Genomic DNA, 21,233 nt, shown 5'->3' on the forward strand with positions numbered 1-21,233 from the left:
GGGCAGCATAGCGCTCGGTTACGGAAAAGGAGCGGTCACAGCGCGACGGATGGCACGAAACGGGGACAGCGGCAGGAATTCGTACCCCGGCGATTACCCTCGGTAGTTGCCTGCGTCCGCTACGGCAGGGCCAGCATCTGGTCCAGCGCCACCCGGGCGTGGTGCGCCGTGTCCCGGTGCACGGTGATCTGGTTCGGCACCCGGCCGGCGACCAGCTCCTCCAGCGACCAGACCAGGTGTGGCAGGTCGATCCGGTTCATCGTGGAGCAGTAGCAGACGGTCCGGTCCAGGAACATGACCTGCTTGTCCGGGTGGGCGTTGGCCAGCCGGCGGACCAGGTTCAGCTCGGTGCCGACCGCCCAGGCCGAACCGGCCGGCGCCGCCTCGATGGCGTTGATGATGTACTCCGTCGAGCCGACGTAGTCGGCCGCGGTCACCACGTCGTACCGGCACTCGGGGTGGACCAGCACGTTCACCCCGGGCACCCGCATCCGGACCTCGTCCACGCTGCTGCGGGTGAACCGGCCGTGCACCGAGCAGTGCCCCCGCCACAGGATCATCTTGGCTTCCCGGAGCTGCTTGGCGGTCAGCCCACCGCCCGGCTTGTGCGGGTCGTAGAGCACGCAGTCGTCGGCGTCCAGGCCCATCTTCAGCACCGCCGTGTTCCGGCCCAGGTGCTGGTCGGGGAGGAAGAGCACCCGCTGGCCGCGCTCGAACGCCCAGCGCAGCGCCCGCTCCGCGTTGGACGAGGTGCAGACCACCCCGCCGTTGCGCCCGACGAAGCCCTTGATGTCGGCGGACGAGTTCATGTAGGTCACCGGCACTGTCGAGCCGGCGACACCCAGCTCGTCCAGCGCCTCCCAGGCGGCCTCGACCTGCGGCAGGGCCGCCATGTCCGCCATCGAGCAGCCGGCGGCCAGGTCGGGCAGCACCACCCGCTGGGCGTCGGTGGTGAGGATGTCCGCGCTCTCGGCCATGAAGTGCACGCCGCAGAAGACGATGTATTCCGCGTCCGGCCGGGCCGCCGCCTCGCGGGCGAGCTTGAACGAGTCGCCGGTCACGTCGGCGAACTGGATGACCTCGTCGCGCTGGTAGTGGTGGCCGAGCACGAACACCCGGTCACCGAGCGCCGCCTTCGCCGCCCTGGCCCGGGCGACCAGGTTCGGGTCGCTCGGCGGCGGCAGCTCACCGGGACAGTCCACCCCGCGCTCGCTGGCCGGGTCGGCGCCCCGGCCGAGCAGCAGCAGGGCGGTTGCGGTGCTGGACGGCTCTACCCACGTCGAAGTCACGTACCCCATGTTTTCACAGCGGGGACCGCTTTCCGGCCGCACCGATGTGGGCTGCCACACTCGTGACCCATGCGGATCCTGATCTGTCCGGACAAGTTCGCCGGGACCCTCTCCGCCTCCGAGGTGGCCGAGGCGGTCCGGGACGGGTGGCGGGAGGTGGCCCCCGGTGACGACCTGGTGCTGCGGCCGCTCTCCGACGGCGGGCCGGGCTTCGTCGAGGTGCTCGCCGCCGCCCTGCCCGGTCGCCGGGTGCCGGTCCGCACCGTCGACCCGCTGGGCCGGCCGGTCGACGGGGAGATCCTGCTCACCGCCGACGGCGGTACGGCGTACGTGGAGAGCGCCCAGGCGTGCGGCCTGCACCTGCTCGCCCCGCACGAGCGTGACCCGAGGCGGGCCACCTCGTACGGCCTCGGCGCGCTGCTCGGCACCGCCGCCGAGGCCGGGGCCCGGCGCGCCGTCGTCGGGCTGGGCGGCTCGGCCGTGAACGACGCGGGCGCGGGGTTGCTGGCCGCGCTGAACGCCGTACCGGTGGACGCCGCAGGACAGGCCCTCCCGTACGGCGGAGCCGCGCTGCTCGCTGTCGCCGGGCTGACCGGACGGCCCCAGACGCGCGGGATGGAGCTGGTCGCGGCGACCGACGTCGACAACCCGCTGACCGGGCTGACCGGCGCGTCCAACGTCTTCGGCCCGCAGAAGGGTGCGACCAGGGAGGACGTACTCCTGCTCGACGACGCGCTGCGGCGGTTCGCCGAGGTGCTGGAGCGCGACCTGCCCGGTTGCCCACCCGGGCTGGCCGGGCTGCCCGGTGCCGGCGCGGCCGGCGGGCTCGGTGCGGCGCTGCTTGCCCTGGGCGGCCGGTGCGAGTCCGGCATCGACCTGGTCACCCGGATGACCGGGCTGGACGCCGCCTACGACGAGGCCGACCTGGTGATCACCGGGGAGGGTTCCTTCGACCACCAGTCGCTGCGCGGCAAGGTGGTTGCCGGGGTGGCCGGGGCGGCCCGGGACCGGGGGGTGCCCTGCGTGGTGCTGGCCGGTCGGGTCAGCGCCGGGCGGCGGGAGTCGGCGGCGGCCGGGGTGACCGAGACGCACAGCCTGGTCGATCACTTCGGCGGGGAGCCGCACGGTGGCGTCGAGCGGGCGATGAGCCGGCCGGCGGAGGGCCTGCGGGCGCTGGCGGCCCGGCTGGCCGGGCAGTGGAGCCGCTGATCGGGCGGTCGCCGGTCCCGACCGGGCCCTGCCGCGGCGGGACCGGGCCGGTGACGCGGAGCCGGCCGGCGGGACGCATTGGGGTGTTCGTCACATTCGTCGGGGCGGCCGGGACGATCCGGCACACCGGGGCGGGTTCCACCCGAGCCTGGGTGACCTGCGTCGCATCCGCCTAGAATCGATTTTGTACGCGCATTGGGAATCACCGGCCAGCCGGCTAGCGTTGGCCAGTACGGATAAACATCGCACCGGCGCAGGGGAGACTTTCATCGTGACAACGCCAGCGCAGACTGAGTCGACCGCGGCAACCGCTCCGAGCACCGTCGTCCTGACCGACGTCGCGGCGCAGAAGGTGAAGGCCCTGATCGAGCAGGAGGGCCGCGACGACCTGCGGCTGCGGGTCGCAGTGCAGCCGGGTGGCTGCTCGGGCCTGCGTTACCAGCTCTTCTTCGACGAGCGCTCGCTCGACGGTGACGTGGTCAGCGGCTTCGGCGGCGTCGAGGTCGTCGTCGACCGGATGAGCGCGCCGTACCTCACCGGTGCCACCATCGACTTCGCCGACCGGATCGACGCCCAGGGCTTCACCATCGACAACCCGAACGCGCAGAACTCGTGCGCCTGCGGAGATTCGTTCCACTGATCGGTGCTTTGTCCCGGTTTTACCCGGTACGGCCCGATCTGCCGTTAGATACTGAATGCCTGAGCGGGTCGCCCCGTGCGGGCGGCGTGACGTTTACCCGGAGAGTCCGTCACGCCGCCGCGCCGGAGCGGCCCGTTCGGCGTCCCGGATCGTCCCGGCGACGTCGACGCGGTCGGGCCAGACAGTTGCCAGAGCACTTTGCCGTCTTCGGCGTCCCAAGGACGTCCCGGTCGGGGCGGGCCGGGCCCCGGGCACCCGGTGAAATCCGAGACGGCCTCGCGGCCCCGCCCGGCCGGCCCGCGTCGCGGCGGCCCGAGGTTGCCGGGCGGCGAGCTGCGGATGACGCCCAGTTAGCTGGTACCCGATCGATCGGGGACATGGCGGACGACGGACCGGTAGGCTGACCCGGCCGCATTTCCGTCTCAACTCCGAGGGCCCGACATGAAGATCGCCGTCACCGGCTCGATCGCCACCGACCATCTGATGCACTTCCCGGGCCGGTTCGCCGATCAGTTCATCGCCGACCAGCTGCACAAGGTCTCGCTCTCTTTCCTCGTCGACGAGTTGGTGCTCCGGCGGGGCGGGGTCGCCGCCAACATCGCCTTCGGGATGGCGCAGCTCGGCCTGCGGCCGGTGCTGCTCGGTGCGGTCGGCGCCGACTTCGACGACTACCGGTCCTGGCTGGAGCGGCACGGCGTCGACTGCGCCTCCGTGCACATCAGCGAGGTGGCCCACACGGCGCGGTTCGTCTGCACCACTGACACCGAGATGTGCCAGATCGCGTCCTTCTACGCCGGGGCGATGAGCGAGGCCCGCAACATCGAGCTGGCCCCGGTCGCCGACCGGGTCGGCGGGCTCGACCTGGTGCTGGTCAGCGCCAACGACCCGGACGCGATGCTGCGGCACTCCGACGAGTGCCGCCAGCGGGGGTACGCTTTCGCCGCCGACCCGTCGCAGCAGCTCGCCCGGATGGACGGCTCCGACGTGCTCGGTCTGATCGACGGCGCCGACTACCTGCTGACGAACGACTACGAGAAGTCGCTGCTGCAGAGCAAGGCCGGGCTGACCGACGACCAGTTGCTGGACCGGGTCAAGATCCGGGTTACCACGCTGGGCAAGGAGGGCGTGGAGATCGACGGCCGGGAGATCGACCGGATCCACGTGCCGATCGCCCGCGAGTTGCAGGCCGCCGACCCGACCGGGGTGGGCGACGGCTTCCGGGCCGGATTCTTCGCCGGCCTCTCCTGGGGCCTGAGCCTGGAACGGTCCGCCCAGATCGGCTCGCTCCTCGCCACGCTGGTGCTGGAGACAATCGGCACCCAGGAATACGAGGTCCGGGGCGACCTCTTCGTCAAGCGCCTCGCCGAGTCGTACGGCGACCAGGCCGCTGAAGAGGTCCGGCAGCACCTGGGCTGAGACGTCGCCGGGTCACCCGGCGGGTACGGCGGCGCGGGGCGTCACCCGCGCCGCCGGCCTCCGGTCAGTGGGCGCGGCGGATGTCGTACGCGGGGGAGCCGTCGACGGTCGGGGTGTCGACCAGTTCCTGCCCCCGCATCCGGCACCAGGCCGGAATGTCGATCGCCGCGGCCGGGTCGTCGGCGAGTACCCGGAGCACGCCGCCGACCGGCAGCTGGGGCAGTCGCCGGGCCGCCGCGATGACCGGCAACGGGCAGCGCTGGCCGAGACAGTCGACGACCTCGTCCGGCCCGTTCACCGCTGACCTCCCGGCACTTGAGTACGCCCCTTCCGATCCCCTCGGCCTACCCGGCAGCGGTCGCCCGAACTGCCGGCGACCGCTGCCGTCGGCCTTCCGGCGATTGTCCGACGCCGGGCCGCGCCGGGCCAACCGGCCCGCCGGAGCGGTCTCAGAGTCCGACCACGCCGGCCTCGGCGCGCAGCCCGGCCACGATCCCCGGCAGTTCGGCGAGGAACCGGTCGACCTCCGCCTCGGTGCTCTCCCGGTGCAGCGAGATCCGCACGTTGCCGTGCGACAGCACTCCCATCGCCTCCAGTACATGCGACGGGCGCAGCGTGGACGAGGTGCAGGACGATCCCGACGAGACCGCGAAGCCGCGCCGGTCCAGGGCGTGCAGCAGCGCCTCGCCGTCCAGGTAGAGGCAGGAGAAGGTGACCAGGTGCGGCAGCCGGCGTACCGGGTCGCCGACCACCTCCACGTCGGGCACCGTCGTCGCCACGGTGGCGCGGATCCGGTCGACCAGCGGGCCGAGCCGGGCGGCCTCGGCCGCAGCCTCCGCGTGCACCGCCCGCAGCGCGGCCGCCGCCGCCACGATCGCCGGCAGGTTTCCCACCCCGGGGGTACGACCCGCTTCCCGCTCGTCGGCCGGATACGGCGACTCCCAGCGGGTGCCCTTGCGGACCACCAGCAGCCCCACCCCGGGCGGGCCGCCCCACTTGTGCGCGCTGGCCGAGAGCATCGACCAGCCCTCCGGCACCGGCAGCCGGCCCACCGACTGGGCGGCGTCGACGTGCAGCGGTACCCCGGCCGCCGCGCAGGCCCGCGCCGCCTCGGCCACCGGCTGCACCGTACCCACCTCGTGGCTGGCGCTGATCAGGGTGGCGAGCGCCACTCCAGGGCCGGCCACCGCCGACGACCAGGCGTCGAGATCGAGCCGCCCGGCCCGGTCCACCGGTATCGGGGTGGCGGTACCGCCGGCGGCCACGTGCCGTTCCGCCGCGTGCAGCACCGCGGAGTGCTCGATCGCCGAGTGCACCAGCGTGCCGCCCGCCCGGCGCCGCCCAGCCAGCCCGCCGAGCACCGCGGCGTGCGCCGCCGCCGTACCGCTGGGGGTGAAGGAGAGCTCGTCGGGGCGTACCCCGAGCACCTCGGCGGTGGCCGCCCGGGCCGCGTCCAGGAGTTGGCGGGCCCGGCGGGCCGGCGCGTAGAGCCGGGCCGGATCGGCCCAGCCGTCCTCCAGCGCGGCGAGCATCGCCTGCCGGGCTACCGGGTGTAACGGTGCCGCGGAGGCCGCGTCGAAGTACGCCGGAGGCTCGCTCACCAGGAAACCGTAGCGCGCCGGGGGATCGGGCAAGATCCCCCGGCAGAGTGGGGACGCGGACCCCAAGGCCGTCCAGCCTACGCAGGTCGAGTAATCTGCGACCGTCGGTGACGCCTTTGCCGCCGGTGTCGACAATCCGGACGCCGCGGCGCGCTAGGGAGGCAGGACCAGGTGGTCGCAAGGGGTTCGGAGGTACGGCCGTCGGCCGTACGGCAGAACAGTCCCCGGGACGCCCGAGGGCGCGGCCCGCGCCCGTCGGTGGGCCGGCTGGCCGGGCTCGGAGCCGGTGGCGCCGCGCTGCTCGCCCTGCTGACCGGTTGTGACGTCGGCAGGACGTTCGACGGGTTCGGCTGGCCGCAGGGTGGCATCAGCCCCGAGTCCCACCGCATGTACGACCTCTGGATCGGCTCGACGATCGCGGCCCTGGCGGTCGGCATCTTCGTCTGGGGCCTGATCTTCTGGTGCGTCATCCGCTACCGCAAGCGGGGCGAGGCGCTGCCGGTGCAGACCCGGTTCAACATGCCGATGGAGTTCCTCTACACCATCGCGCCGATCCTGGTCGTCGCCGTGCTCTTCTACTACACGGCGATCGTGCAGACCGGGGTGAACAAGGTCACCAGCAACCCGGACGTGACCGTCGAGGTGGTTGCGTTCAAGTGGAACTGGCAGTTCAACTACCGGGACAAGCCGGGCGAGGGCGCCAACACGGTGGCCTCGACCCTGGGCACCACCGAGGTGATCCCGATCCTGGTGCTGCCGACCGGCCGGAGCATCCGGTTCGAGGAGACCAGCAGGGACGTCATCCACTCGTTCTGGGTGCCGGAGCTGCTGTTCAAGCGGGACGTCTTCCCCGGCAACGTACGCAACGTCTTCGAGGTCACCAGCCTCGACACCGAGGGCGCGTACGTCGGCCGCTGCGCCGAGCTGTGCGGCACGTACCACTCGATGATGAACTTCGAGCTGCGGGTCGTCTCGCCGGACGAGTACGACCGGTTCATCGAGGCGAAGCGGGCCGGCCAGTCGACCCAGGACGCCCTGGTCGCCATCGGCGAGCCCCCGCTCGCCCAGACCACCCGGCCGTTCGAGACCCGGCGGGACGTCAACAACTTCGGTAACGCGAGCGCGGGAAGCTGAGGAGCGGCCAGATGAAGACCGAGTGGAAGCTGTTCGGCGTCGTCTCGATCTTCCTCGCCCTCGCGGCGGTCGTCTACGGGCTGTGGACGTCCGGCGTGGACGGGCGGGTGGAGTGGATCGGTACGGTCGCGCTGGCGCTGTCGTTCCTGCTCACCGCGATGTGCGGCGGCTTCTTCTGGTTTGTGTCGCGGCGGATCGACCCGCGCCCCGAGGACCGGCCGGATGCCGAGATCTCGGACGGCGCGGGTGAGGTCGGCTTCTTCAGCCCGGGCAGCTACTGGCCCTTCGGGCTGGCCCTCGCCGCCACCATCGCCGGCCTGGGCCTGGTGTTCTGGCAGTGGTGGCTGATCGCCACCGGCATGGTCGCGGTGATCTTCGGCGCCTGCGGGCTGCTCTTCGAGTACTACTCCGGCACCCGGCGTACCGCGGAGCACTGACCGGCGCCGCCAGCCTCTCCGGCGACCCGTGGCCCTTCGGGGGCTGCGGGTCGCCGTCGTTTGGTACCCGTCAGCCGTGCTGAGCGGGCCGTGTGGCGAAGATCTGGTCCGGGTGGTACCCGAGAAGCACGGGCCCGGGCGGCCGACGCGCTGCGCAGCCCGCCATGACGCGTCGGCGAGACCGTGGCGAGGGCGAGCAGGTTGCCGGCCTCCGCCTCCGGGTTCCGGCACCGACGCCAGCTCTTCGGCCCGGCCTGCCCGGCCTGCTCGGTCGTGCCTGGCTGCTCGGTCGTGCCTGGCTGCTCGGTCGTGCCCGGTCGTGCCCGGTCGTGCCCGGTCGAGCCGGCCGGCCACGGCCCGCTCCAGGCCGCCGGAGGTGCGGCCGCAAGGCGACGGCCCGCTCCAGGCCGTCAGGTGGCGGAGGGCGCGGCCAGCGGGTCGGTCAGCGATCGGGGGTGGTGGGCGGCGAAGACCGTCTACCGCCCGCTGGCCGTCGTCGGCGGAGGATGGGCTGGCCCAGCCAGCCGTCGAGCAGGTCCGGGACCGCTCCGGGCCCTCGGTGACACCCGGGTCCCGGCTACGGGCGTGGCGATCGATCGTCCTGGAAACGAGAATGGCGCCCGCCGGAAACTCCGGCGGGCGCCACCTGGTGCGTTTCGCTCAGCGGCTGCTACCGCTGCCGCTGCCGATCTCCTGGCGCTCGGGGCGCGGCTCGACCGGCGGATGCCCGGGCGAGACCGGCGCCTCGGCCGGCTTCTCGATCGGGTAGAAGAAGCCCCGGATCGCCGGGCCCAGCGCGCCCAGCCGGTTCATCTTCTTCGGTACGACCCAGCCGACGTACTCCAGCTCGCCGTGTCCGTGCTCGTCGGTCTGGCCGAGCGGCTGGTGCACCTCCACGAACTGCCCGTTCGGGAGCCGGCGGATGATGCCGGTCTCGACGCCGTGCGCCAGCACCTCCCGGTCGTGCTGCTGGAGCCCGAGGCAGATCCGGTAGGTGAGGTAGTACGCCAGCGGCGGTACGACGATCAACCCGATCCGGCCCGCCCAGGTCATCGCGTTCAGGCTGATCCAGAACTTCTCCGCGATCACGTCGTTGGCGCCGGAGAGCGTCAGCACCAGCCAGAACGACACCGCCATCGCACCGAGGGCAGTCCGGCCGGGCACGTCACGCGGGCGCTGGAGCAGGTTGTGGGTCTCCCGGTCCTTGTTCAGCCGTGCCTCGATGAACGGATAGAACAGCGGCACCATGGTCAGGATGCCGGGCAGCACCACGGTGGGCCAGAACAGCGGCGGGATGACGTAGCCGTCGCCGATCGGGAGGTTGATCTCCCACGGCGGCATCAGCCGGGTCGACCCGTCCAGGAACATCACGTACCAGTCGGGCTGGCTGGCCGCGGAGACCACGCCGGCCTCGTACGGGCCGAAGAGCCAGATCGGGTTGATCTGGGCGAGCCCGCCGAGCAGCGCGATCACCCCGAAGACGACCATGAAGAAGCCGCCCTGCTTGAGCACGTAGCGCGGGAAGAACCGCTCGCCGACCACGTTCGAGTTGGTCCGGCCGGGGCCGGGCCACTGGGTGTGCTTCTGCTTGAAGACCAGTCCGAGGTGCGCGGTGATCAGACCCACCAGCAGGGCCGGGATCAGCAGCACGTGGGCGATGAAGAAGCGGCTGATGATGATCTCGCCCGGGAACTCCCCGGCGAAGATCGCCGTGGTGACCCAGGTGCCGACCACCGGGATGGAGAGCATGATTGCGGAGGCGATCCGCAGACCCGTGCCGGAGAGGCCGTCGTCCGGCAGCGAGTAACCGGTGAAGCCGGCCAGGAAGCCCACCCAGAAGAGCAGGTAGCCGATCATCCAGTTCAGCTCGCGCGGCTTGCGGAACGCTCCGGTGAAGAAGATCCGCATCATGTGCACGATGATCGACGCCATGAAGAGCAGCGCCGCCCAGTGGTGCATCTGCCGCATGACCAGGCCGCCGCGCACGTCGAACGAGATGTCCAGGGAGGTGGCGTAGGCGGCGGACATGTGGGTGCCCTGCAACGGCCGGTAGCTGCCGTCGTACGTCACCTCGCGCAGCGACGGCTCGAAGAACAGCGTCAGGTAGACGCCGGTCAGCAGCAGCACGATGAACGAGAAGAGCGCGATCTCGCCCAGCAGGAACGACCAGTGGTCCGGGAAGACCTTGTTGAGCACGGCCCGCAGCGGGGTGTTCACCTGGAGCCGGTCGTCGACCTCCCGGGCCGCCTTGCCCGGCACGGTTGCCAGATCGAACCTACGACGCTTCATGGCCGCTCCCAGAAGTCGGGCCCGACGGTCTCGGTGAAGTCGGACTGCGCGACGAAGAAGCCTTCCTCAACGGCCAGGGGAAGCTGAGGAAGCCGCCGGCTCGCGGGTCCGAAGATCGGGCGGGCGTTGTCGGTGATCAGGAACTGGGACTGGTGGCACGGGCAGAGCAGCCGGTTCGTCTGCTGCTCGTAGAGGCTGGCCGGGCAGCCGGCGTGGGTGCAGATCTTCGAGTAGGCGATGTAGTTACCCCACATGAAGTCCTGCTTGCCGTCCCGGTCGTTCGCCGCCTTCGCCTCGGTCGCGTCGCTCTCCCGCAGGTGGATCAGCAGGACCGGGGAGTCGGCGTGCTTGTTGGTCGCGCCGCCCTCGATGCCGGGGAAGACGGTGATCTGACCGCCGGGACTGACGTCCTCCGGGCGTACCGGGGTGCCGTCGTGGTGGGTCAGGTGGATCCGCTTGCCGTCCTGCGGCTTCCAACCGGTGGTGAAGTACTGGTTGTTCTTGTGCGGCTGCTCGATCAGGCCACCGATCAGCGGTGCCGCGGCGACCGCGCCCACCGGGGCCAGACCGGCGAGCAGGGAGACGCCCAGCAGCGGCCGGCGGCGTACGCCCAGCTCGTCGGCCATGTAGACCAGCGTGCTACCGGTGATCTTGCGGTCCTCGTCACTGGCCGGCTCGATGTGCCGATCCTGGATCGACACCTCCTTCGGCATCAGCTTCTTGCCCCAGGCCAGGATGCCGATGCCGACCAGCAGCAGGGCCAGGCCCAGGGTCAGGCCGAGGACCGGGGTGTAGAGCTTGCCGGCGCCGGTGCCCGGCTTGTACTGCCAGGGCCACCAGACGTACGCCACCACAAACGCGGTGGCGAAGAGCCCGACCAGCAGGAACATCCCGGCGATGGTCCGGGTGAGCCGGCGCTCGGCCTTGGTGCCGGGGACCGGGAACTGCGCCTCGTAGTGGACGATCTCGATGTCGTCGCGCCGGGCGCCCTCCCGGACGATGTCGAACCGGGAGACCTGCGGGTCGTTCACGTCGATCGGGCGGCTGGTGCCGGAGGTGTGTCCGTCGGTGCGCGTGCTCATGCCGACCCTCCGCTTTGCTCCGGCTCGCCATGAGGCTCGTCCGCACTGAACTTGCTGATTCGCTCGCTCATGACTTCCCCGCAATCCACAGCGCGGCGAAGACCAGCGCGACCATGCCGACCAGGAAGATCGCCACACCCTCGGAGGCCGGGCCGAGCCGGCCCAGGTTCAGTCCACCCGGGTCGCGGTCCTCAGCCAGCGTCTGCTGGACGTACGCGATGATGTCGGCCTTCTGCTCCGGCCGTAGCTGGTTGTCACCGAAGACCGGCATGTTCTGCGGTCCGGTCAGCATCGCGGCGTAGATCTGCCGGTCGCTGGCGTCCCGCAGGTTCGGGGCGAACTTTCCGGAGGAGAGCGCACCGCCGCCACCGCCGAAGGTGTGGCAGGAGGAACAGTTGATCCGGAACAGCCGGCCGCCCTCGGCCACGTCCCCGTCGCGGTGCAGGTTGTTCCCCTCGGGGAGCTGCGGCCCGCCGCCGAGTTCCTGCACGTACTGCGCGAGCTGGGTGGTCTGCTCGTCGTTGAAGACCGGCGGCTTCTCCTCGGCCTGGGCCTCCTGCCGGGCCAGCGGCATCCGACCGGTGCTCACCTGGAACTCCACCGAGGCGGCGCCGACGCCGATCAGGCTCGGCCCACGCCCCTCGACGCCCTGCGCGTTGCGGCCGTGGCAGCTCACGCAGCTCGTGTCGAAGAGTGCCTTGCCCTCCTGTGCCGCCGAGGTGAGCTGCGGGGTGTCCTGCGCCGAGAGGCCCGGAGCGAAGACGGTGTAGGCGCCGCCGGCCAGGGTGAGTGCGGCCAGCAGCCGGACCGCGGCGCCCAGTCGACGGCGGGCCTTGCCGCGCGGCCTCGACCGCGCGCGGCGAAGCCGCGAGAGCAGCCCGCGGGAGCGGTCGCCGCCGGGGGTGTCAGAAGTCATGGCCTGTGTCCTTAACGGTTTTCTCGACCTTGTCTCAGGGACGGGGCAACGGGGCGGAACGTGACAGCTCCAAGATCACTGAAGCCAGTAGATCATGCCGTAGAGCGCGATCCAGACCACGTCGACGAAGTGCCAGTAGTAGGAGACGACGATCGCCGAGGTCGCCTGCGCCGGGGTGAACCGGCCCATGGTTGTCCGGATCATGAAGATGACGAAGGCGACCAGACCGCCGGTCACGTGCAGCGCGTGGAAGCCGGTGGTCAGGTAGAAGACCGAGCCGTACCCGTCCGCGTTGATCTTCACGCCCTCGTGCACCAGGTTGCGGTACTCGTTGAGCTGGCCGAGGACGAAGACCAGGCCCATCACGAACGTGATCGTGAACCAGCGGCGCAGCGCGTGCACGTCACCCCGCTCGGCCGCGAAGACGCCGATCTGGCAGGTGACCGAGGAGAGCACCAGGATCACCGTGAACGTCGTCGCGTACGGGATTTGCAGCACCTCGGTGTGCTTCTCCCACTGCTCGGGCGCCGCCGCCCGGATGGAGAAGTACATCGCGAACAACGCCGCGAAGAACATGAGTTCGCTCGAGAGCCACACGATCGTCCCGACGCTGACCATGTTGGGTCGGGTCAGCGAGTGGATCCGGCTCTTGTCAATGGCTGAGGCCGCAGTCACGCGGTCATTATTGCCCCTGATCGGCATCGGCCATCGTCGGGGTGGCCTAACTGCCTCGTCGGACGGGGTGACGGCCCTCGCCCGGTTCGTCTGGCCTAGCCTGAAAACGTGCTGCACCTCGATCCCGGATCCGCCTCGGTCGTGCTCCCGGCACCGGCCGTTCTCGCCGGTGGGGGCGCCGAGACGGCGCCGTTCACCGTCTCCGCCATCTTCACCGAGGCCACCCTGAACAACTGGCTCGCCGTCGGCCTGGTGCTGGCCGCCGCCTGCTACCTGTACGGCGTACACCGGCTGCGGGTGCGCGGCCACTCCTGGCCGGTGCTGCGTACGGTGCTGTTCCTCGGGCCGGGACTCGGCGGGATCGCCTCGGTGACGCTGAGCGGGCTGGGCGCGTACGACACCACCCTGCTGTCGGTGCACATGGTCCAGCACATGGTGCTGTCGATGGTCGCGCCGATCTTCCTCGCCCTCGGCGCCCCGGTGACGCTGGCGCTGCGTACCCTCGGCAAGGCGCCCCGGCGGCGACTCCTCGCGGTGCTGCACAGCCGGGTGGCGAAGGTGCTCTCCTTCCCGCTCTTCGCCTACGCGGTCTTCGTGGTCAACCCGTTCGTGCTGTACTTCTCCGGGCTCTACCGCTGGACCCTGGAGAACTCGTTCGGCCACGAGCTGGTGCACGCGCACTTCATCCTCACCGGCTGCCTCTTCTTCTGGCCGCTGGTCGGGCTCGACCCGCTGCCGGGCCGCTGGCCGTACCCGGCCCGGGCGCTGCTGATGGTGCTCTCGGTGCCGTTCCACACCGTGCTCGGGCTCACGGTGATGCAGAGCACCACCCTCTTCGGCGGCGACTGGTACCCGTCGCTCGGGCTGGCCTGGTCCGACCCGTGGAACGACCAGGAGGTCGCCGGCGGGGTCCTCTGGGCCGGCGGCGAGTTCGTCAGCGTCACCATGCTCGCCGTACTGGTGGTGCAGTGGGTGCGGCAGTCCGAGCGGGAGGCCCGTCGGGTGGACCGGGAACTGGACCGCCAGGAGGCCCGGGATCGGGCCGCCGGCAGCGCGGTGTAACGGGCCGGGCCGGGTGCGGCGCCGGCGTACCCGATTTCCCGGGATTCGGGCGGTGCCGGCCCCGGGAGCCGGGCGGCCCGGTCGGGCCGCGGAGCCGACCGGTACGATCGGCGGGCAGCTACGAGGTGGGAGCCCAGCGAGCGATGAGCGATCGTCAGTACACCGTCCTGCTCTACAGCGACGACCCGGAGGTCCGGGACCGGATGCGGCTCGCCGTCGGCACCCGGCCGGCGGCCGACCTGACCGTCGAGTTCGTCGACGCGGCCAGCTACGACGAGTGCATCCGGCTGGTTGACGACTACGAGATCGACCTGCTGCTGCTCGACGGCGAGGCGACCCCGTCCGGTGGGCTCGGCATCGCCCGGCAGATCAAGGACGACCGGGACGACGCCCCGCCGACCTGCGTGGTGATCGCCCGGGCGGCCGACCGCTGGCTCGCGGCGTACGCCCAGGTCGACGCCACCCTGGTGCACCCGCTCGACCCGGTGACCACCGGCCAGACCGTGGCCGGCCTGCTCCGCGCCCGCGCCAACGGGGCGAGCGCACGCTCCTAGGGCTCCGGGGGACCGCACCACCACACACCGCCAACCACCCGCCCCGCCCGGGAGGCCCGCATGGGGGAACGGACCTGGCCCAACCTGCTCGCCGCGCTGCTGCGCGCCGAGGAGCTCTCCACCGCCGACACCGCGTGGGCGATGGGGGAGATCATGTCGGGGTCGGCGACCCCGGTCCAGATCGCCGGGTTCGCCACGGCGCTGCGGGCCAAGGGGGAGACCCCGGCCGAGCTGGCCGGCCTGGTCGAGGCGATGCTGGGCCGGGCGACCCTGGTGGAGCTGCCGGAACCGCTCCGGGCCGACGCCGTGGACGTGGTCGGCACCGGCGGAGACCGCGCGCACACCGTCAACATCTCCACCATGACCGCGATGGTGGTGGCCGGCGCCGGGGTACGCGTCGTCAAGCACGGCAACCGGGCCGCCTCCTCCTCGTGCGGCGCCGCCGACCTGCTCGAATTCCTCGGGGTGCCGCTCGACCTGGGGCCGGCCGGGGTGGCCCGGTGCGTGACCGAGGTCGGCATCGGGTTCTGCTTCGCCGCCCGGTTCCACCCCGGGATGCGGCACACCGCGGTGCCCCGCCGCGAGATGGGCGTGCCGACGGTTTTCAACTTCCTCGGCCCGCTGACCAACCCGGCCCGGCCCCGGTCCGGCGCGGTGGGGTGTTTCGACCCCCGGATGGCTCCGGTGGTGGCCGAGGTCTTCGCCCGGCGCGGCGACTCGGTGCTGGTGATGCGCGGCGAGGACGGGCTCGACGAGTTCAGCACGGGCGCGCCGACCCGGCTGTGGATCGCGGACCAGGGCCGGGTCACCGAGACCGTGGCCGACGCCGCCGACCTCGACCTGCCTCGCTCGGCCCCCGGCGACCTGCGCGGCGGTGACGCCGCCTTCAACGCCGACGTGACCCGCCGGCTGCTGGCCGGCGAGCGTGGCCCGGTCCGGGACGCGGTACTGGTCAACGCCGCCACCGCCCTCGCGGCCAACGGCGGGTTTGCCGGTGGGCTGCTGCCGGCGATGCGGGACGGGCTGGTCCGGGCTGTCGAGTCGATCGACTCCGGCGCCGCCGCCCGCACCCTCGACGCCTGGGTCGAGGTCGCCAAGGCCGCCAGGGCCGAGGAGTCGTAGCCGCTGTGGCCTGATCCTCGCCGGGTCCGGCGGCCGCGGACACGGCCGGGTGCGGGGTACCCGGCGGGGCGTTGGGCAAACGGGCGCCGGGTCGGGTGGCTGCGTCCGTCGGGCGGGATCGTGCCGGACCCGGCCGATTCCGGCTGCCGTCGGTCCGCGTGTGCTCGGGTCAACCGGGTATCCCCGAAGTTCAACGACGGAGGGGGGAACAAACATGTTGGTCGTCAAACGCTTGGGCGTGCTCGTCTCGATGGCGGTGCTCGGCCTCGTACCGGCGGGTGCCGCGTACAGCGCCGCCGCCGCACCGTCGGGGACGCCGTCGGCCACGCCGTCCGCTTCGCTGTCGGCGCAGGACAGGCAGTTCCTGCAGTCGATCCACCAGGTGAACCTCGCGGAGATCGCGACCGGCAACCTGGCCAAGCAGAAGGGGGCGAGCCAGGAGGTCAAGGACCTCGGCGGTCGGTTCGTGACGGATCACACCCAGCTCGACCAGAAGGTGCAGAGCGTCGCCTCGGCGGCTCACCTCACGCTGCCGAACAAGGTGACGAGCGAGCAGCAGGCGGTGATCAATCAGTTGCAAAACGTCACTGGTGCGGACTTCGACACGCAGTGGGTCACTGCCCAGCTGACCGCACACACCCAGGCGATGCAGCTGGTACAGGCCGAGTTGACCCAGGGTTCCGACCCGTCGGCCAAGCAGGTGGCGCAGCAGGCGGCTCCGGTGCTCCAGGCGCACCACAACCAGTTGGTGGCGGTGGCCCAGAGTCTGGGCATCCCGATCCCGGGTGGCACCACGGTGGCACCGAGTCCGGGAATCAGCTCCGGCGCTCCGACGCCGGGCGGAACGGTAACGCCGAGCCCGACCATCAGCTAGTCCACCACCGCGATGTGGTGGCATGACGGGTCCTCCGGTCACTGACGCCCGGAGGACCCGTCGGCACACCCGGCGGTATTTCCGGCCCCCCGGGAGGGGGCGGACCTACCGGGGCGGCAGCTCCGAGGCGAACGCCGCCACCCGGGCGGCGATCGGCGCGGACGCGCGTACCCAGGTGAAGTGGTCGAGTCGGGTGCCGCTCTCGGCGACCGTGTAACGGGTACGCCGGATCGGCGCGGCGACCAGCTTGTCGCAGAGGTAGTCGAGGGTCTCGTGCGGCGTGTACTGGTCGTGGTCGACGCTGACCGCCAGCACCGGGGTACGCACCTCCCGCACGGCGGCCTCGACGTCCACCCCGTCGAGCCGGGGAAACCGCCCCGTCCGGGCGGTGTACGCCCAGTCCCGGATCACCCCGCGCGCCTGCCGGCCGCCGAAGCCCCAGCCGGGCCAGCGGCCGAGGGCGACCGTGCAGCCGTGGATGAACTGGGTGCCGGCGAGGGTGCCGAGGCGCCGGCGGCCCGGATAGGCCCGCCAGTACGGCAGCCCGACCGCGACCAGGGCCAACCCGTCGACCTGCGCCGCGGGATCGAGCGCCAGGTGCAGCAGTGCGGCCTGCCCGCCGAGCGAGTGGCCGAGCAGGATCCGGGTCCGGCCGTCGAGCCGCGGCTTCAGGCTCTCCAGTACCGCGCCGACGTCACCGGCCAGATCCGCGTAGCCGTACCGGGAGGCGCGGCTCGGTGCCGGGGTGCTGTCGCCGGTGCCCCGCAGGTCGGCCACGACCACGGCGAATCCGGCGGTCCGGAGCGCGGCGGCGAACGGCGCGTAATAGCTGGCCCGCACCCCCATCGCCGGCCAGACCAGCACGACCGGCGCGTCCGGCGCGCCGACCGGGTCCGGATAGCTGCGCAGGACGATCCGGTCGTCGCCGCGGTCGACGAAGGACTCCTCGTGGTCCGGAATCGGGTGCTGGTCCCGCGTGGCGGTCATCCGGCGAGCGTATCGGCTTACGTTACCGGCAGGTAGCCGCCGTTCAGCCCAGTGCGTCGTCCAGGGCAGCCCGCGGGGCGAGCGGCACCCGGACGCCGGACCGGGTCGGAGGGTGCGGGGTCAGTCCGGGTCGGGGAGGCCGATCGCGAACGCCTCCTCCAGGTCGTGCTGGGAGTACGCCCGGAAGGCGATGTGCGACTCGGTGCCGACCACGCCCGGGACCTTCGAGATCCGTCCGGCGATCACCTCGGCGATCTGCTCGAACTCGCGTACCCGGACGATCGCGATCAGGTCGACGTGACCGGCGACCGAGTAGACCTCGCTGACGCCGGGCACCGCGGCCAGCGTCTCGGCCACCTCGGGGATCGAGTCGGTGGCGCAGTCGATCAGGACGATCGCGGTGATCACCGGGGGACTCCTCTCGTCGACGTGCTCGCTGGCGCAGCCCGCGCCGGGCGGCGATCGGGTGCCGTGTCACGGCTGCCCGCCCATGCTAGAGCTTCGCCCGACGGGCGGCGGCTACCGGCCCGACGTGCGGACGGCCGGCGCCGGGACGGTCAAACCGGCGCCGGCCCGTACCGCGTCGGTCAGGTGCTCGTCGGCCCGGACCAGGCCGCCGGGCCAGACCACGCAACGGTGCAGGGTGCCCCGGACCACGGCACCGGCGCCGACCACCGCCGCCCGGAGTTCGCCGGTCACCTCGGCGGTCGGGTCGACCAGGCTGCCGCCACCCGCCGCGTGCAGGTTCGCCGCCAGGTAGTCGGCCGGCGTGCCGGTGTCGAGGTACCGGCCGGAGAACTCGACCACCTCCAGTTCGCCGGCTACCTCGGCGGGGCGCCACACGGTGCGTACCAGTTCGGTCGGCTCGACCGGCAGGTCGCGTACCCGGGCCCAGGGCAGCAACGAGAAGCCGGCGAACCGGTACCGGCCGAAGTCGCCGGGGCGGGGCGGCCCGTCGACCGGCTGGCCGAGCAGCCGTACCGTCGTGCCGTCCCAGTCGGCGAGCAGCGCGGCGATGTCCGGCCCGGGTGGCGTGCCGGGAGCGGCCAGATAGGCGTCGGCGTTTCCGACGAGTACGCCCCGGCCGTCGATCCAGTTGCGCAGGTTCGCCACCCCGCCGGAGGTGCCGAGCGGGTCACCGGGCTCGACCGAGAGCGCGGCCCGGCCGCCAACGTGCCGTACCACCTGGTCACCGAGGTAGCAGGCGTTCACCGCCACCGTCGCCGGGGTGTCGAGGCCGAGCGCCGACACCCGGTCGAGCGCCCGGTCCAGCAGCGGCACGTTCCCCACCGGACAGAGCGCCTTCGGCAGGTGTGCGGTGAGCGGGAGCAGCCGACGGCCCTCCCCGGCGGCCAGCACCACGGCGCAGACCTCGACGCCGACCGGTAGCGCGCTGGCGACGATCCGCGCCGGGCCGGGCTGCGGTGCCGGGCCGGAAGCCGTGGTCACGATGGTGGCGGGGCGCCGGCCGGGTCGGTCTCGGCGAGAGGGCCGATCCCGTAGTGGGCGAGCAGCCGGGCGGTCGCGGTACTGAGCGGGGGCAGCCCGTCGAGTCGGTGCCAGGCGGCCTCGAACACCTCGGCGCCGTCGACCACCAGTTCGGTGGTCGAGGCCGGGACGCGTGCCTCGAAGACCATGTCGACCCAGCCCTTGAGGTGTACCACCGCGTTCGGCACGGCCGGCTGGAACTCCGGCAACGGCAGCTTGATGCCGGTCTCCTCGTGCAGTTCCCGGGCGGCGCCGACCAACGGGGTCTCGCGGCGCTGGAGCAGCCCGGCCGGCAGGGTCCACTTCCGGCCCGGCGGCTGGCGCAGCAGCAGGATCCGGCCCGGCGCCGCCGCCTCGGCGTCGTAGACCAGGGTGACCGCGCCGACGATGTACTTCGGCACCGCCAGTCGGACCAACCTGCGGCGCACCCCGAGGGGCAGACGGTAGAAGATCTTGTAGCCGACGGCGCGCGTCGACGAGCGGCGGGGGATCACCGGACCAGGCTAGATGGCGTACGGGCCCGGCGGGTGACCCGGGGCACACCGGTTCACTCCTGGTGGTCCACCATCGCGATCAGCTGCTCGACCACGGCGTCCGGCTCGACCGTCCGGTCGACCACCGCGACCAGCAGTGTTTCCAGGTCGGGATAGCCCTGCTCCTCGGCCAGCCGGCGCAGCGGCAGGTCGTTGGCGAGCCCCCGGTCGTGCTTGCGCAGCGTCAGCCCGATGGTGGCCCGGCCCAGCCGGACCTTGTCGGAGATCGAGATCGCCGGCTCCTGGTGGTCGGCGAACCAGCGGTTGATCTGCATCTGCGCCTGTGGCGACTTGACGAAGCCGAGCCACTCCTTGCGCGGCCCCGGCGGGGCGACCGCCAGGTCGAACTCGCCCTGCGCGTCGGTCTCGCTGAAGATCTCGACCACGTCGCCCTCGTCCAGTTCCGACGAGAGCGGGGCGAGCCGGCCGTTGATCTTCGCGGCGAGGCAGTGGTCGCCCCGGTGCGGGCCCAGCTCGTACGCCAGGTCGACCGGGGTGGAACCGGCCGGCAGGACGATCTGCCGACCCTCGGCGAAGACCTGGATCTGGGCCTCGGCGAGGTCGCAGCGCAGCGACTGGAGGAACTGCGCCGGGTCGGCGGTGTCCCGTTCCCAGTTGAGCACCCGCTGCAACCAGTCGAGCTGTTCGGCGCTGCCCGCGGCGTTCACCCCCGGCTTGGGGAAGCGGAAGTCGGCGGCGATGCCGTACTCGGCGGACTGGTCCATGATCTTGGTCCGGATCAGTACCTCGACGGTCCGCTCGTTCGGCCCGATCACGGTGGTGTGCAGGGACTTGTAGAGGTTGTTCTTCGGCGCGGCGATGTAGTCCTTGAACCGCCCGGCGACCGGCCGCCAGAGCCCGTGGATCGAGCCGAGCGCGGCGTAGCAGTCGGTGTCCGGCCCGTCCACCACGATCGCGATCCGAGGCAGGTCGAACGGGGTGGTCTGGTCCCGGGCGACGGTGTCCTTCCAGATCGAGTAGTAGTGCCGGTCCCTGCGCCGGACGGTGGAGACGATCTTGTCACGCCGGAGCACCACCTTGGCCTGGCCCACCACGTCGTCGAGATAACCGGCCCAGTCCGGCCGGCTCCTGACGTACTCGTCGATCCGGGCGTACGCCTCGGGTTCGAGGTGGCGCAGTACCACGTCGTCCAGGTCGCGCTTGAGCGCCTGGATGCCGAGCCGGTCGCAGAGCGGGACCAGCACCTCCTGGGTGGCTCGGGCGATCCGGGCCCGGGAGGCGAGCGAGCGGGCGTCGAGGGTACGCATGTTGTGCAGCCGGTCCGCGAGCTTGATGATCAGCACCCGGACGTCCTTGCCCGCGGCGATGATCATTTTGCGGATCGTCTCGGCCTCGGCGGCCTTGCCGTAGAACGCCTTGTCGAACTTGGTCACCCCGTCAACCAGGTGTGCCACCTCGCGTCCGAAGTCACCTGTGAGCGCCTGGAGGGTGTAGCGGGTGTCCTCCACGGTGTCGTGCAACAGCGCGGCGACCAGGGTGACAGTGTCCATCCCCAACTCGGCACAGATCTGCGCCACCGCCAGCGGATGGGTGATGTACGGCTCGCCGCTCTTGCGGAACTGCCCCCGGTGCATGCTCTCGGCAATGGCGTAGCTGCGGCGCAGCACTCCGACGTCGGCGCTGGGGTGCACACTGCGGTGCGCCCGGACCAGCTGGGTCACCGGGTCGTCCTCAGCGGACGGCCAGGACAGCAACGAGCGCAGCCGTCTGCTCAGCGTGATCTCCGTCGGGCGGGCGCTTCCGAAGGCAGCGCCGTGACCGGCTTCGAGGTTCACGCGGAGCCACCCCCTCACTCACCGCCGCGTCCGGTGCCGACGGGCACGCCGGATGCCGGTGCGAACGCAAGCCCCGAAATCGGGCAGGACTGCACTTCTCTAACAGCCTAAAGGAGTGAAGGTCGTCCG

21 protein-coding genes are annotated in these 21,233 nt (G+C 71.8%); 9 read left to right on the forward strand and 12 right to left on the reverse strand.

From position 1 onward, the window contains the following. Positions 1-119 precede the first annotated feature (119 nt). The gene (gene nadA / locus R6Y94_RS03715; RefSeq protein WP_318394322.1) at positions 120-1,289 is read right to left on the reverse strand and encodes a quinolinate synthase NadA; all 1,170 of its coding nucleotides are present in this window, start codon (positions 1,287-1,289) and stop codon (positions 120-122) included. Between the two features lie 69 nt (positions 1,290-1,358). On the opposite strand from nadA, the gene R6Y94_RS03720 reads away from it, so the two are divergent. From R6Y94_RS03720 to R6Y94_RS03730, 3 genes are all read left to right on the forward strand, one after another. Beyond that, positions 1,359-2,498, forward strand: coding sequence for a glycerate kinase (locus tag R6Y94_RS03720; protein WP_318394323.1), 1,140 nt, complete (start codon positions 1,359-1,361; stop codon positions 2,496-2,498). Positions 2,499-2,769: 271 nt separating this feature from the next. Then, a complete protein-coding gene (erpA, locus tag R6Y94_RS03725) occupies positions 2,770-3,138 on the forward strand; it encodes an iron-sulfur cluster insertion protein ErpA (RefSeq protein ID WP_318394324.1) in 369 nt (122 codons plus the stop codon). Positions 3,139-3,579: 441 nt separating this feature from the next. Next, on the forward strand, positions 3,580-4,554 hold the full coding sequence (locus tag R6Y94_RS03730) for a carbohydrate kinase family protein (protein WP_318394325.1): 975 nt from the start codon (positions 3,580-3,582) through the stop codon (positions 4,552-4,554). Between the two features lie 64 nt (positions 4,555-4,618). On the opposite strand, the gene R6Y94_RS03735 is transcribed toward R6Y94_RS03730, so the two are convergent. Both R6Y94_RS03735 and R6Y94_RS03740 read right to left on the reverse strand, forming a co-directional pair. After that, a complete protein-coding gene (locus R6Y94_RS03735) occupies positions 4,619-4,852 on the reverse strand; it encodes a sulfurtransferase TusA family protein (RefSeq protein WP_318394326.1) in 234 nt (77 codons plus the stop codon). A 151-nt stretch (positions 4,853-5,003) separates the two neighbouring features. Next, the gene (locus tag R6Y94_RS03740; RefSeq protein WP_318394327.1) at positions 5,004-6,155 is read right to left on the reverse strand and encodes a cysteine desulfurase family protein; all 1,152 of its coding nucleotides are present in this window, start codon (positions 6,153-6,155) and stop codon (positions 5,004-5,006) included. 171 nt (positions 6,156-6,326) lie between these two features. On the opposite strand from R6Y94_RS03740, the gene coxB reads away from it, so the two are divergent. After that, a complete protein-coding gene (gene coxB / locus R6Y94_RS03745; RefSeq protein ID WP_318394328.1) occupies positions 6,327-7,289 on the forward strand; it encodes a cytochrome c oxidase subunit II in 963 nt (320 codons plus the stop codon). 11 nt (positions 7,290-7,300) lie between these two features. Continuing rightward, positions 7,301-7,726 (forward strand): cytochrome c oxidase subunit 4, encoded by a 426-nt coding sequence (locus R6Y94_RS03750; RefSeq protein WP_318394329.1) that lies wholly within the window; start codon positions 7,301-7,303, stop codon positions 7,724-7,726. A 660-nt stretch (positions 7,727-8,386) separates the two neighbouring features. Here the strand turns inward: R6Y94_RS03750 and R6Y94_RS03755 are convergent. The 4 genes from R6Y94_RS03755 to R6Y94_RS03770 all read right to left on the reverse strand — a co-directional run bounded on the left by R6Y94_RS03755 (position 8,387) and on the right by R6Y94_RS03770 (position 12,688). Further along, the gene (locus tag R6Y94_RS03755; protein WP_318394330.1) at positions 8,387-10,015 is read right to left on the reverse strand and encodes a ubiquinol-cytochrome c reductase cytochrome b subunit; all 1,629 of its coding nucleotides are present in this window, start codon (positions 10,013-10,015) and stop codon (positions 8,387-8,389) included. After that, positions 10,012-11,097: a ubiquinol-cytochrome c reductase iron-sulfur subunit gene (locus tag R6Y94_RS03760; RefSeq protein WP_318394331.1), complete on the reverse strand. Its 1,086-nt coding sequence runs from the start codon at positions 11,095-11,097 to the stop codon at positions 10,012-10,014. Before R6Y94_RS03760 ends, R6Y94_RS03755 begins: the two co-directional genes overlap by 4 nt. Before the next feature lie 67 nt (positions 11,098-11,164). After that, the gene (locus R6Y94_RS03765) at positions 11,165-12,013 is read right to left on the reverse strand and encodes a cytochrome c (RefSeq protein WP_318394332.1); all 849 of its coding nucleotides are present in this window, start codon (positions 12,011-12,013) and stop codon (positions 11,165-11,167) included. Positions 12,014-12,088: 75 nt separating this feature from the next. Then, entirely contained in the window at positions 12,089-12,688 is a 600-nt protein-coding gene (locus tag R6Y94_RS03770; RefSeq protein ID WP_318394333.1) for a heme-copper oxidase subunit III, read from the reverse strand. Positions 12,689-12,829: 141 nt separating this feature from the next. On the opposite strand from R6Y94_RS03770, the gene R6Y94_RS03775 reads away from it, so the two are divergent. From R6Y94_RS03775 to R6Y94_RS03790, 4 genes are all read left to right on the forward strand, one after another. Further along, on the forward strand, positions 12,830-13,750 hold the full coding sequence (locus R6Y94_RS03775) for a cytochrome c oxidase assembly protein (protein WP_318394599.1): 921 nt from the start codon (positions 12,830-12,832) through the stop codon (positions 13,748-13,750). Positions 13,751-13,893: 143 nt separating this feature from the next. Continuing rightward, positions 13,894-14,304, forward strand: a complete 411-nt coding sequence (locus tag R6Y94_RS03780) for a hypothetical protein (RefSeq protein WP_318394334.1) — start codon at positions 13,894-13,896, stop codon at positions 14,302-14,304. Between the two features lie 60 nt (positions 14,305-14,364). Continuing rightward, the gene (gene trpD / locus R6Y94_RS03785; RefSeq protein ID WP_318394335.1) at positions 14,365-15,426 is read left to right on the forward strand and encodes an anthranilate phosphoribosyltransferase; all 1,062 of its coding nucleotides are present in this window, start codon (positions 14,365-14,367) and stop codon (positions 15,424-15,426) included. Positions 15,427-15,640: 214 nt separating this feature from the next. After that, positions 15,641-16,300: a DUF4142 domain-containing protein gene (locus tag R6Y94_RS03790; RefSeq protein WP_318394336.1), complete on the forward strand. Its 660-nt coding sequence runs from the start codon at positions 15,641-15,643 to the stop codon at positions 16,298-16,300. Between the two features lie 105 nt (positions 16,301-16,405). Here R6Y94_RS03790 and R6Y94_RS03795 read toward each other — a convergent pair whose 3' ends face one another. The 5 genes from R6Y94_RS03795 to R6Y94_RS03815 form a co-directional block, all read right to left on the reverse strand. Next, positions 16,406-17,287: an alpha/beta fold hydrolase gene (locus R6Y94_RS03795; protein ID WP_318394337.1), complete on the reverse strand. Its 882-nt coding sequence runs from the start codon at positions 17,285-17,287 to the stop codon at positions 16,406-16,408. A 120-nt stretch (positions 17,288-17,407) separates the two neighbouring features. Then, on the reverse strand, positions 17,408-17,695 hold the full coding sequence (locus R6Y94_RS03800) for an Lrp/AsnC ligand binding domain-containing protein (protein ID WP_318394338.1): 288 nt from the start codon (positions 17,693-17,695) through the stop codon (positions 17,408-17,410). A 111-nt stretch (positions 17,696-17,806) separates the two neighbouring features. Continuing rightward, a complete protein-coding gene (locus R6Y94_RS03805) occupies positions 17,807-18,691 on the reverse strand; it encodes a nucleotidyltransferase family protein (protein WP_318394600.1) in 885 nt (294 codons plus the stop codon). 41 nt (positions 18,692-18,732) lie between these two features. Continuing rightward, complete coding sequence (locus tag R6Y94_RS03810) at positions 18,733-19,266, reverse strand: NUDIX hydrolase (RefSeq protein ID WP_318394601.1); 534 nt, start codon at positions 19,264-19,266, stop codon at positions 18,733-18,735. Positions 19,267-19,322: 56 nt separating this feature from the next. After that, positions 19,323-21,104 carry a RelA/SpoT family protein gene (locus tag R6Y94_RS03815; RefSeq protein ID WP_318394339.1) on the reverse strand — a complete coding sequence of 594 codons (1,782 nt, stop codon included), beginning with the start codon at positions 21,102-21,104 and terminating at the stop codon, positions 19,323-19,325. Positions 21,105-21,233: the final 129 nt, after the last annotated feature.

This window comes from Plantactinospora sp. KLBMP9567 (assembly GCF_033446045.1).
Classification (GTDB): Bacteria; Actinomycetota; Actinomycetes; order Mycobacteriales; family Micromonosporaceae; genus Plantactinospora.

Coding starts and splice junctions, on each gene's coding strand:
- R6Y94_RS03720 (WP_318394323.1), top strand. CDS start 1,359: ATGCGGATCCTGATCTGTCCGGACAAGTTCGCCGGGACCCTCTCCGCC.
- R6Y94_RS03730 (WP_318394325.1), top strand. CDS start 3,580: ATGAAGATCGCCGTCACCGGCTCGATCGCCACCGACCATCTGATGCAC.
- R6Y94_RS03750 (WP_318394329.1), top strand. CDS start 7,301: ATGAAGACCGAGTGGAAGCTGTTCGGCGTCGTCTCGATCTTCCTCGCC.
- R6Y94_RS03755 (WP_318394330.1), bottom strand. CDS start 10,015: ATGAAGCGTCGTAGGTTCGATCTGGCAACCGTGCCGGGCAAGGCGGCC.
- R6Y94_RS03760 (WP_318394331.1), bottom strand. CDS start 11,097: ATGAGCACGCGCACCGACGGACACACCTCCGGCACCAGCCGCCCGATC.
- R6Y94_RS03765 (WP_318394332.1), bottom strand. CDS start 12,013: ATGACTTCTGACACCCCCGGCGGCGACCGCTCCCGCGGGCTGCTCTCG.
- R6Y94_RS03780 (WP_318394334.1), top strand. CDS start 13,894: ATGAGCGATCGTCAGTACACCGTCCTGCTCTACAGCGACGACCCGGAG.
- trpD (WP_318394335.1), top strand. CDS start 14,365: ATGGGGGAACGGACCTGGCCCAACCTGCTCGCCGCGCTGCTGCGCGCC.
- R6Y94_RS03790 (WP_318394336.1), top strand. CDS start 15,641: ATGTTGGTCGTCAAACGCTTGGGCGTGCTCGTCTCGATGGCGGTGCTC.
- R6Y94_RS03795 (WP_318394337.1), bottom strand. CDS start 17,287: ATGACCGCCACGCGGGACCAGCACCCGATTCCGGACCACGAGGAGTCC.